This window comes from Puniceicoccaceae bacterium (assembly GCA_040224245.1).
In the GTDB taxonomy this organism is placed as follows: Bacteria; Verrucomicrobiota; Verrucomicrobiia; order Opitutales; family JAFGAQ01; genus JAKSBQ01.
In genome coordinates this window covers 35,099-46,390 of the sequence record JBEGIR010000031.1, presented here as the reverse complement: position 1 = coordinate 46,390, position 11,292 = coordinate 35,099, and the positions used below count along the sequence as shown (strand labels likewise).

7 protein-coding genes are annotated in these 11,292 nt (G+C 54.2%); 4 read left to right on the top strand and 3 right to left on the bottom strand.

The window, feature by feature from the left end; translation table 11 throughout:
• Positions 1 to 2,378 (bottom strand): isoleucine--tRNA ligase (gene ileS / locus ABQ298_05520; GenBank protein ID MEQ9823824.1); only part of this gene is annotated, 2,378 nt, incomplete at its 3' end.
• 246 nt (positions 2,379 to 2,624) lie between these two features.
• On the opposite strand from ileS, the gene ABQ298_05515 reads away from it, so the two are divergent.
• Together ABQ298_05515 and ABQ298_05510 are read left to right on the top strand one after the other, a co-directional pair.
• Entirely contained in the window at positions 2,625 to 4,445 is a 1,821-nt protein-coding gene (locus ABQ298_05515) for a hypothetical protein (protein ID MEQ9823823.1), read from the top strand.
• Positions 4,446 to 4,463: 18 nt separating this feature from the next.
• Positions 4,464 to 6,641, top strand: coding sequence for a hypothetical protein (locus ABQ298_05510; GenBank protein ID MEQ9823822.1), 2,178 nt, complete (start codon positions 4,464 to 4,466; stop codon positions 6,639 to 6,641).
• Between the two features lie 12 nt (positions 6,642 to 6,653).
• Here ABQ298_05510 and murJ read toward each other — a convergent pair whose 3' ends face one another.
• Complete coding sequence (gene murJ / locus ABQ298_05505) at positions 6,654 to 8,192, bottom strand: murein biosynthesis integral membrane protein MurJ (protein MEQ9823821.1); 1,539 nt, start codon at positions 8,190 to 8,192, stop codon at positions 6,654 to 6,656.
• Positions 8,193 to 8,318: 126 nt separating this feature from the next.
• On the opposite strand from murJ, the gene ABQ298_05500 reads away from it, so the two are divergent.
• Both ABQ298_05500 and ABQ298_05495 read left to right on the top strand, forming a co-directional pair.
• Positions 8,319 to 9,356, top strand: a complete 1,038-nt coding sequence (locus tag ABQ298_05500; GenBank protein ID MEQ9823820.1) for a phosphate acyltransferase — start codon at positions 8,319 to 8,321, stop codon at positions 9,354 to 9,356.
• The gene (locus ABQ298_05495) at positions 9,353 to 10,510 is read left to right on the top strand and encodes an AAA family ATPase (GenBank protein MEQ9823819.1); all 1,158 of its coding nucleotides are present in this window, start codon (positions 9,353 to 9,355) and stop codon (positions 10,508 to 10,510) included. The genes ABQ298_05500 and ABQ298_05495 overlap by 4 nt, the downstream gene beginning before the upstream one ends.
• A 16-nt stretch (positions 10,511 to 10,526) precedes the next feature.
• On the opposite strand, the gene ABQ298_05490 is transcribed toward ABQ298_05495, so the two are convergent.
• Positions 10,527 to 11,243, bottom strand: coding sequence for a hypothetical protein (locus ABQ298_05490; protein MEQ9823818.1), 717 nt, complete (start codon positions 11,241 to 11,243; stop codon positions 10,527 to 10,529).
• Positions 11,244 to 11,292 lie beyond the last annotated feature (49 nt).

The following is an 11,292-nucleotide window of genomic DNA, read 5'->3' as shown; positions in this document are numbered from 1 at the left end:
GAAGCGAAGTCGGAATCGGTCTCCAGATAACCGGCTGCTTCATCACAGGTAAAGGGCAGGATGGGGGAAAGTACCCGAATCAAGGTATCGAGCACCCGATAGAGCACGGTTTGCGAGGATCGGCGCTTTGCATCGTTGGGTGCCAGGGTATAGAGGCGATCCTTGATGATATCGTGATAGGTAGCCGAGAGCGTATTGTTGCAGAACAGCTGGACTGTCTGGTAGACCTTTGGAAAGTCGTAGCTGTCATACGCCTGTTCTACGGTGGAGACCATTTGCTGCAGTTCGTGCAGCATCCACTGATCCAGGATATGCAGGTCTTGCAGCGCAACGGCATCGGTCTCGGGATCAAAATCGTAGAGGTTGCCGAGTTGGAAACGCAGTGTATTGCGAATGAGTCGATAGATGCCAGACGCCTGTTTGATGACAGTGGCTCCGATCGGAAGATCACCGCGATAATCCTCGGACGAGATCAGTAGGCGAAGCACGTCGGCACCATATTCACCCAGCCATTGGGTTGCTGTTTTTGCTCCCTGGCTCTTGGACATTTTTCGACCATCTTCGTCGACGACGAAGCCATGGGTGAGCACGGTCTTGTAAGGAGCGCATCCCTTGGAGACAACGGAAGTCCATATGGAACTCTGGAACCACCCACGGTGCTGATCGCTGCCTTCAAGGTAAAGATCGGCGGGGGAGTGCAGTCCTTCAAAAGAGTCGAGCACAGCACGGTGAGAACTGCCCGAGTCAAACCATACGTCCAGCGTGTCCGTGCCTTTCACCATGTCGGACGCATCCCAACCTTTGGGCAGTTCAATGCCGTCCAACAGCTGCTGCTCTGTCCAGTCGAACCAGATGTGCGTGCCATGGGTGGCAACTTTGTCGGCAAGCGCAACAATGACATCCTTGTCGAGCAGAGGCACTCCGTCCGCGTTGTAAAATACGGGAATCGGTACACCCCAGGCCCGCTGCCGGGATATACACCAGTCCGGACGGCTTTCCACCGCACCACGAATGCGGTTTTTCCCCCAGCCCGGAACCCACTCCACCTGGTCAATCGCTTCGAGCACTTTTTCGCGCACATGATGGTGATCGAGCTGCATGAAAAACTGGTCCATGGCCCTGAATATCACCGGAGTCTTTGACCGCCAGCAATAGGGGTATTGGTGTTTGATTTTCTCAAAGTGCAGCAGCGAGCCATTTGCCTTGATGATGTCGAGCACTGCTAGGTTTGCAGGGTTTTTCCCATTTACTTCGAGAACACTCTTCCCCACCAGTTCTGGCGGAATCTGTCCATCATCAACATAGGCACCGTCGTCGTTGATCGGGCAGTAGATTTCAAGCCCGTATTTAAGTCCGGTCTGATAGTCTTCAAGCCCATGGCCGGGTGCTGTGTGCACGCATCCTGTTCCGGATTCAAGCGTCACGTATTCTGCCATCAGCACCGGACTGGCTCGGTCAATGAACGGATGCCGGGTCTGCAGTCCTTCGAGGGACTCACCCGTGAAGGTTTGCGTCTGGATGGTTGCGGAGTCGGACCATCCGCAATGTTGCACAAATGCATCCGCAAGCTCCTTTGCGACCAGATAGTGGTGTCCGTTCTGGATAACGGTGACATACTCAAAGCGCGGGTGAAGCGCAATCGCGAGATTGGCTGGCAGAGTCCAGGGCGTGGTGGTCCAGATCACCACGCTAGTGGCATCTGGCAACCCAAACGCAGAGGCATTTTCCGCAGGGAATGCAACCCAGATGGACGCACTGGTGTGTTCGGTATATTCAATCTCCGCCTCAGCCAGAGCCGTTCGACAGGGAATGGACCAGTAGACGGGCTTTTTGCTGCGATAGACCAGCCCCTGCTCCACAAACGCAGCAAAGGTGCGAAGGATGTCCGCTTCGTAAGCGGGATCCATGGTCAGATAGCGGGTTTCCCAATCCGTGAGAATGCCCAGTCGCCGAAACTGTTCGAGCTGGATATCAACGTATTTCTGCGCAAACGTCTCACAGGCCTTGCGTACAGTGACCGGGTCGAGGTCACCTGCTTTTTTTCGCAACTCTTTGGTGACGGCATGCTCGATGGGGAGTCCATGGCAATCCCATCCCGTGACATAGTGGGCATCGTACCCGCGCAGGGTTTTGTACCGCACCACGATATCCTTGAGCACCTTGTTGAGAACATGACCCAGGTGGATGTCTCCGTTTGCAAACGGAGGCCCATCATGCAGGATGAACGGCTCCGCTCCGCTCCGCTTTGCACGTACCTTTGGGTACACTGACGTCTCGTCCCAATGTTGAACGCGAATGGGTTCACGTTTGACGAGATCCGCCTTCATGGGAAAGGCAGTTTTGGGTAGATTGAGTGTATCCTTAAGGTTCGTTGACATCAGAAAAATGAAGATGACAGAGTTTGATCCTGCGGGGTGCCAAGTCAAGAATTCAAGCGACATTATTGACACTGCTGCCTGTGCAAGTAATGGGTAGGCAAGTTTGAACATGGCAAGGCTGTCTGCGGTCAGAGGTGCAAGTTTGCAGAAGGAGTCCATATAGAAGGGTTCCCGATGCGCTGCTGAGGGTGCGGATTGCGATAGTCCTTGCCTTTCATCACAAGGATGCCACATCGTTTTTTCATCGTGAGACCGTATATCATTCACACGCTAGCCCTCGCCATTGTGCTGCTGAACGGATTCAACCGTTTGCAAGCGCAGGACGTGATGCCCCTGAGAGAGATCAAAATTGGAATGGAGGGAACGTGGGATACGGTTGTCAGGGGTGACCAGATTGAGACCTTCCGATTGAGAGTGCTTGGTATTTCCCCCAACTTTGCGGGTCCGGGCAAACCCGTGATCATCTGTGAGGCACTGGATGCGGACCAGCTGCTCAATGGTCCGGTTGCGGGCATGAGCGGCAGCCCGGTTTACATCGAAGGCAGGCTGGTCGGCGCCTACGCCTATGGATATTCCTGGCCCAAACAACAGGCGATCATCGGCGTCACTCCGATCGAGTCCATGATCGACATCATCGAACGCTTTCCTCCGCAGGATATTGCTGAGCGCTATCGGAAATCATTCAATAATGGTTCCCGCGGGCTTGTTCGGCATCTCCTGGATCGACCCGCACTGACTGTGGAACCGAAAAGCCTGCGTGCGCAAAGCCAGGTATCGGAATCGACCGTGCAGGAATTGTTTCCCGTGTATGTTTCGGGTATTTCTGCCGAAGTGCTCTCGACGTTTGAGTCGCACGCTGCAGATTTGGGGATTCGCTGGGCGCAGGTGCCTTCGGCGACGGCGACTTCACGTGACTTTGGTGAACCGTGGAGTGACTCGCAGTCCCGCAATCTTCGCCCCGGCATGCCAGTGGCAGGAGTTTTGATGGGCGGTGATTTCAGCATGACAGGAGTGGGAACGGTAACCTGGAAACAAGGCAATCGTTTGCTCGGGTTCGGCCACCCCTTTTTTGGTGGTGGAGATGTGGAAATTCCAATGGCTGCGGCACGTGTGATCACGGTGGTCCGCTCCGTCCAGCAGTCGTTTAAGATGACAGAAGTCGGCCCTGTGGTCGGCTCGATCTACCAGGACCGTCTCACAGGAATTGCCGGAGAAATTGGACGAAAGGCCCCCACAATTGCGGTGAGCTATACCATCGAGAATGCGGATGGGATGGAAACCCGCTACGAAGCGGAGGTCTTTGAACACAGCCGAATGTCCCCCCTCCTGGCGGCGATCGGGTTGTTGCAAAGCTTGCAGTCGAACATGGATGCCGATGAAGAGCAGACCCTGTATCTGGAGACAAAAATCCATGTCGAAGGCCAGCCGGATGTCACTTATCAGAACGTTGCGATTGATTCCGCAGGTGCTACCGAGCTGGCGGTGCAGCTGCTCAACGTGGTGGGCGTGCTAGCGGACAATCCGTTCGAATACCCGCGCATTGACTCTATCGAATGCACCGTAAAGATGATCCCGACCCAGCATTTCAGTTTTTTCGACGAAGTATCAGTCGTGAGCAGCGTGCCGGCTCCGGGAGAGACCCTTAATGTTGATCTCCGGATTCGCAATTACCTCGGAGAACCCGTGCATCACTCCCTGAGCATTCCCATTCCTGTTGGAACCAAGGGGGAAGTGCTCACGCTTCAAATTGCGGATGCCTCGCAGGTTGAGCCGGAGAATCAGTCATTGTTGCGTCCGGATATGGATGATATCGGCGATGTAATTCGGCAGATCAATCAGATCCGCTCCCGACAGAACATCTATGTGCGACTCCTGCGTCAGGCAAGTGGCGTGCAGCTTCAGGGGGATTCCATGTATGATCTTCCGCCATCAATCACACACCTTTTCAGTACTCCCAAAAACGCCCAATACAGTGCCAGTTTGAGCGAAATACCGCTCTGGGAAACCACCCTGCCCACCTCGGGCGTGTTCTCGGGTTCATACCGCCTGAACATTGAAATCAAATAATCCGGTTATCGCTTTACTATGAAGATTTTCTCCCGTTTCCATTCGTTGCAATGCCTGCTGATTGTCATACTGGCGTCTGCAACTGCGACAAGCGCAACTGCTGTCATGACCGAGAGCGTGGTGCATGAGGGATTCAGCACCCTGGATAAAGGCACCTTCAGCAATGTTGGCATCTCCGTCGATGGAAAGCTGTTTCCCACTCGGCAGCTGACTTTGCACAGCACACTTCCTGCATCCATCGTGTGGGAAGCAGTCCTGGGACCCAGCGGGGAACTCATTGTCAGCACAGGGAACAACGGAACCGTTTACCGGGTGTTTCCTGAGACTGAACCGGAAGTATTGATACAACCTGAAGAATCGCTCTCCAGAGCGCTGGCAGTCGATGAACAAGGGCGGGTCTATGTGGGCACATCCCCAAAGGGACGGGTGTATCGCATCGATTCTGAAGGACGACAGGAAGTGTTTTTTGACCCATCTGACCTATACATCTGGGACTTGGAAATAGGTCCGGACGGCATGCTCTACATCGCTACGGGTGGATCGGGCAAGGTTTACCGCGTTCCGCTCGAATATCGACCCGGTGAGGAAGCAGAGGTATTGTTCGAGGCGTCGGAAACCCATGTGAACAAGATGGCATTCACCGTTGATGGAAGTGCGTTGGTGATCGGATGTGGAAATGGAGGAAATCTCTACCGACTTGACCTCCAGGGTAATCACCGGGCGCTTTATCACTCAGGAGCAGAAGAAATCAAAAGTATTTTCCCCCGTGCAGATGGGTCCATCTATTTTTCGACCTTTTCTTCAAACAACTCCTCCAAATCTTCAAATGCGAGCGCATCCACAAGGTCCACCAATAACAGTGGCGAAGAGGAGGACAGTAATCCGTTTTTGATGACGATTTTTGCCAAAAACCTGCCCGAAGACAATGGGTTGATGCGTCTGGATGCGGATGGCAACATCAACACCGTCTGGAGTCTGAGTCCCAACAAGATTTTTACGGTGTTTCCCGAAACGGAAAAGGATTGGTTGATCGGCAGTGGTACCAATGGCCGTGTCTTTCGAGCTCACAGCATGAACCAGTGGAGTAACGTGCTCACAGTTCCTACCGGAGGTGAAGTCACGCAAATCGTGAAAACAGGTGATGCGGATGGCAGCCTTTTTCTGATTTCCAGTAATCCGGCACGCATCTACAAACTGGGCGCATCCATCAGTGATGAGGCAACCTACACATCGGAGGTGATTGACACTGGCAAGATGGTGAAATGGGGCACCCTGCGCTATCTTTCCGTTACAGGAACCTTCACCAACGGAGTCGAGATCGAGACACGTTCGGGCAACATTGAAGATCCCAACCGTTCCTGGTCGGATTGGCAGGCACTGGAGGGGAATCGCATCCAGAGTCCTAGCTCTCGTTTTGTGCAGTATAAGATCCGAATGTATCCGGAAAATCCAGGACTACAGCGCATCCAGGTATTCTATCAAGAGCAAAATCTTGAGCCGACGATTGACGAGATTCGTATCGTGCCCGGAGCATTTGGACTCTATGCCCCACCCCGTCAGTCGCAGAACATGAATTTCTCGAAGGTCTTTCAGTCCAATTCGAATCTGGGTCAGACTCCCCGAATTCCGCAACTGGTCAGAGAAAAGGAAGAGGGGGCAATGACGGCGGTTTGGATGCCGGGAGATCCGAACAGAGATCGTCTGCTGTTTGATCTATTTGTGAAACGCGTTGGCGAAAACGATTGGATCCAGATCGCATCCGATCTGGAAAACCCGATTTTCGCAATGGATATTCGGGGGCTTGAGGAGGGCTATTATCAGCTCAAGGTTGTCGCTGATGACCGGCTCGACAATCAGGCAGACCTCGCCCATCGCTTTGAGAAACGCAGTGATCCGTTCCTGATCGACTTCACCTCACCCGTGGTAAGCATCGAGTCTCAGGAAGTCCTTGAGGATCGCTACCGAGCAAACATTGTGGTGGAGGACAAGTTTGGAGTGATTGAGCGTGCATACTATGTCCTGAACGGTGGACACATGATGAAAGCCATCCCGGATGACGGCATGTTCGATTCTGCTCTCGAGCGATTTGAAATCGAGCTGAATGACCTCAAGCCGGGATCGTACAGCCTGGTGTTTCAGGGGTATGATGAAAATGGCAACATCGGCGTGATTACCCAGCACTTTCAGATCCCCTGATCATGATCATACTCAGGATATGCGGTCGGTAGGTTTGCTGAACCAGGAGCGCAGCCCCATCAACCAACAGGCCAGTGCATAGCTCAGCACACCCGTTGCAATATGGGTCCCGAGAGCTAGAATCTGCAAAGCAATCTCCCCGGTGGCGGGTTTGGGCAGCCACCAGCTCAAACCCACGACGCAAAAACCCATGAATACGGCGGCAGCCGACATGCGTAGCAAAGGGGAGAGCATGCTGCCCAGTGAGTCGATCCAGTCGCGATGCCGAAGCAGCCCAACCAGCAGACAAAGCTGTACCAGTGAGGTGATGACATTGGCACTTGCCAGTCCGAGCACGCCGAAGGGAATCATCAAACCTATAGAAAGGGTGGCATTGAGTACCAAAGCGATCGCGGATACCTGAACCGGAGACCGCATCTCCTGTCGGGAGTGAAAGACGCGGGTCAGCAGAGCGATGATGGCGTAGCACGGGACACTGGCAGCGTAGATACTGAGCACTGGTGCGCTCTGGACCACGTCATGACTCGTGAACTTGCCCCATTGAAAGAGCACTGAGATGATGGGTTGTGCAAGCAGGGCCAGACCCACTGCAGCAGGCATTGTGATGCCGTATGAAAGCAGAATGCCATGCTTGCAGGTTTCGGAGAAGCGGGCGTGATCCGCCCGTGCTGCAAATCCGGACAGCAACGGAAACAGCACGGTGTAGATTGCGACTGCAAACATGCCAAGTGGAAGTTCTGTCAGACGACTCGCAAGGTAGAGCTGTGACACTGCAGCATCGGAATGCTGGTAGGCGATCAGACGCGTGACGAGAATGTTGACCTGAAGAATGGCAGCTCCGCCCGTTGCGGTGAGGAAAAGTTGCCTGAGTCGTTGGAGTTCCGGGGAGGGCTGCAGGTTGACCTGAGGGAGCCATTGGTGCCCCACCAGCTGCGCAGCGGGAAGGAGAAACTGAAGCAGACCTCCGCACAGCACCCCGACGCAGAGCATGATCGCGAGTGACAGGGAACCGGCAGGAAAGAGATAGTTGCCTGCCAGCAGGGCACTGATCATGGCGAGATTGAGGAAAATCGGGGAGAGTGAAGCTAGGAAAAATTTGCCGAAGACATTGAGCGCTGCGGTGAGGATCGCAGCCATGCAAATCATCACCGCATAGGGCAACAGCATGACAAGCATGGGCAAGGTGACGGACCATTTCTCAGGCAGGTCATACTGATGATGGAAACCCAGCAAGAGGATGGAAGCCAAGGCAATCCCTCCGCCGAAATAGAGCAGCAGTCGCGTCAGAGTCTGGTTCAAGAGGCGAAACCCCGATTTGGGGTCGCAGTTCCAGTTTTGGCTGAAAACGGGAATGAAGGCGGATGCCAACGCTCCTTCACCCAATAGCCTGCGAAAAAGATTGGGCAGGGTGAAAGCCATGAGAAAGGCTGAGGCGATCAGACCCGTTCCAAACGAAGAAAAGAAGGCAACATCCCGGACCAATCCCAAAAGGCGAGACCCTCCAGTGGAGAGTACCAGCGTACTCATTTGCCGAATACTTTTTGAATTCATGAGGGTTTGTGTTGAATCGTTGGCGAAATGCCCTAGAGATTGCTGGTGATCAGGTCTTTCCTCTATGCACATCGCCCAGAGGGACGACAATCACAATTTGACCGTTTCACCTGCATCTGCTTCGCCGTGTTATTTCTCGAAAGACTCAAGGAACAATTGCAGCGCCACCCGAAGCGAATTGTGTTCCCCGAGGGAGCAGACCCTCGCATCATTCAGGCGGCCCGTCAGTTTGTTACCAGCCAGCTCGGGGTTCCCATCCTGTTGGGAGATCGGCGGGTGATCAAGGATCGGGCACAGCAGCTCAACATCAATCTCGACCGAATCCGACTGGTGGAACCCTCTCGCACGGACGAGTTGGAGCTTTACGTTGAGCGAATCAGGGAGATTCCGCATTTTTCACAATTCCCGGACGAGGCCAATCGCGAGCGTCTGCTCGACACCAATACCTACGCAGCGATGATGGTTGCCAATGGCCAGGCGGATGGTGTGGTTTCGGGTGCTACAACGATGGCGTCGAGTGCTCTGCGTCCACTGATCCGCATCCTTCCGAAGCAGCCTCATGTCTCAACGGTATCGTCCCTGCTCATTCTGGATGTCAAGGTCGACGAAGAGGAGCGGCGGTTGTTGTTCCTGGCGGATTCGGCAGTCATCCCCGACCCGACCTCGCGGCAGTTGATGGACATCGCACTGACTACGGCTTGCCTGCATCAGCACCTCACGAATGATGTGCCTCGCATCGCCATGCTCAGCTACACGACACATGCACAGGATGCCCGTGACCCCCGGGTGGTCAAGATGCAGGAGGCAACTGAACTCGCCCGAGCCAAAATTGCAGAGTTGCGCCTCCCCTTTCATGTAGAGGGTGAACTGCAGGCGGATGCCGCTCTGGATTCCTTTACTGCACGCATCAAGGGATTGAGCGGACAGGTTTCCGGCAACGCCAATGTGCTGATTTTTCCGGATCTGTTGGCGAGCAACATTGCCTCCAAGATGGTGCAATGCCTTGCCGGTTGCCGCAGTTATGGGCAAATTCTGACCGGATTTGTGCGTCCCGCAGCTGAGATTAGTCGCAGTGCGAGTGCCCATGATATTCTGGGGACGGCGGTGATCGTGGCCGCTCAGGCAGTCGATCATCGCCTGTTGTTCAGTGATTCCAGACCATGATTGAAGACGAAAAAACCTACAGGGGGCAATTGCTGAAGCACCCGACCAACCGTTCGACCAAACGGATTTTTGTGGCAGGCACACGCATGAACGAGGGAAAGACTACCACCTGCCTCGGACTGTTCTCGGCCATCCAAAGGGTCAACCCGAATCTGGGCTTCATCAAACCCATCGGGCAGCGCTTTGTGCATGTGGGCGGCAACATGATTGATGAGGATACCGTGTTGTTCAACTCGACCTACCGGATCGCTGCCCCCATCGAATCGATGAGTCCTGTGGCAATTGATCCCACGCTCACCCGGCGGTTTCTGGACAATCCGGATGAATATTCGCCGCAGCTCGTGGACCGCATGTGCCGGGGCTTTGACCGAGCTGCGTTTGAGAAAGATTACATCATCATCGAGGGAAGTGGACATGCGGGTGTCGGCACGGTTTTTGACATGTCCAATGCTCAGGTTGCAAAGTGCCTGGGCGGCAAAGTCATCATCGTCTCATCCGGTGGCATTGGGCGTCCCGTTGATGAAATTGAGATGAATCGTGCGCTGTTTGAAAAACACGGTGTGGAGGTGATTGGGGCAATCCTGAACAAGGTATTGCCCGACAAGCTTGAGTTTATCCGCGAGTACGGTGGTAAGGGGTTGCGGCGACTGGGCATTGAGCTGCTTGGCGTCATCCCCATGGTCAAGGAATTGACAGCTCCAAATCTGCAGCAAATCGTCGAAGTGACAAAAGGTCGCTGGCTCAACGGAGAGCAACGTGGCAAGCATGCCCGCATTCTCAATGTCATCATCGGAGCCATGACGGCCAAGGTGATCACCGACTATTTTCGACCCGGGGTATTGGTGATCGTGCCAGGAGACCGGGAGGATGTACTCTTTGCTGCGATGTCCTCGCAGCGCTTCACCTCTGAGCAGGGTGGCGTTTCCGGGTTGATTCTGACGCGCAATGTACTGCCAACGCCGAAGATGATGGAGTTTCTCAGGCAGACCGACTTACCTGTGATCATTTGTGAGGATGAGAGTTATTCCATTGCTTCCAAAATCAATGGAATGACGGTGAAGACACAGCCTGAGGATTCGGACAAGATTCCATTGATCCAACGCACGATCATGGATTCGATCGACGTTGACAAGATCTTCGGAGCTTTTGAATGAGCTTGCGGTGCCGGTCTCAGGACCGCTGTAACAGCAGGCTGGTTGCTGTGATTTCAATCGAGCGGATGCGCCTCCAGGCGGTCTGCATTTTTTCCACTTCAGCGTTGGTTTCCAGCGCGCGCATGACCTGATTCATGATCAGGTGGGAACTCCATTTTTTGAAGGGCAGGGGTGCCGAATTCAGATAGAGGCGCTGCGCATTCCAGGTGGGTCCGCGTGTTCCTGTGGAAAAATCACCGGATGCAATCAGCCGCAGAGGCATTTCCATGCTGAGAATCTGCAGGGTTGCCGGGTAGGAGAGATGGAGTTTGTGACTGGCGATGTGAAAAACGGGAACGTCCGGAGCAAGGCTCAGGATGGAGGCGCGATCACTGTCTGCAGCAGTGGATGCAGGAGAATGCGGTGCCAGATGAACTTCGGCCCATGCGTTGAGCTCGAGTGCGTTGACATCGATTTGTTCCGTTTGGGAGGCATACAGTTTGCGCGTCAGTGCCTGAGCGTTTTGGCGGAAACCGGAGCGTTGGAAATACCGCACTTCATTCTCAAAATGAGTCAGGAACATTGCCGAAGTTTCTGCGGGTTTCGATTCGGACGGTTGTATGCTGACTGGCGGAACGGTGGCGAGATAGGCGAAACCCACCAGAACTCCGAGCAACATGGAGCCGAGAAATCCAAAAAGCAGCCCTCCAACGGGGAAGGCGTGGTGACTTGTTGCGGATAATGGAGATTGCATGATGCTGGAAGTTGGGGGTTGTAGGACGTCCGGGTGGGGTTGAGAGGCT

What these genes read in the sequence shown, in the direction of transcription:
- ABQ298_05490 (MEQ9823818.1), bottom strand. Translation starts at nt 11,243, where the DNA reads ATGCAATCTCCATTATCCGCAACAAGTCACCACGCCTTCCCCGTTGGA.
- ABQ298_05495 (MEQ9823819.1), top strand. Translation starts at nt 9,353, where the DNA reads ATGATTGAAGACGAAAAAACCTACAGGGGGCAATTGCTGAAGCACCCG.
- murJ (MEQ9823821.1), bottom strand. Translation starts at nt 8,192, where the DNA reads ATGAATTCAAAAAGTATTCGGCAAATGAGTACGCTGGTACTCTCCACT.
- ABQ298_05510 (MEQ9823822.1), top strand. Translation starts at nt 4,464, where the DNA reads ATGAAGATTTTCTCCCGTTTCCATTCGTTGCAATGCCTGCTGATTGTC.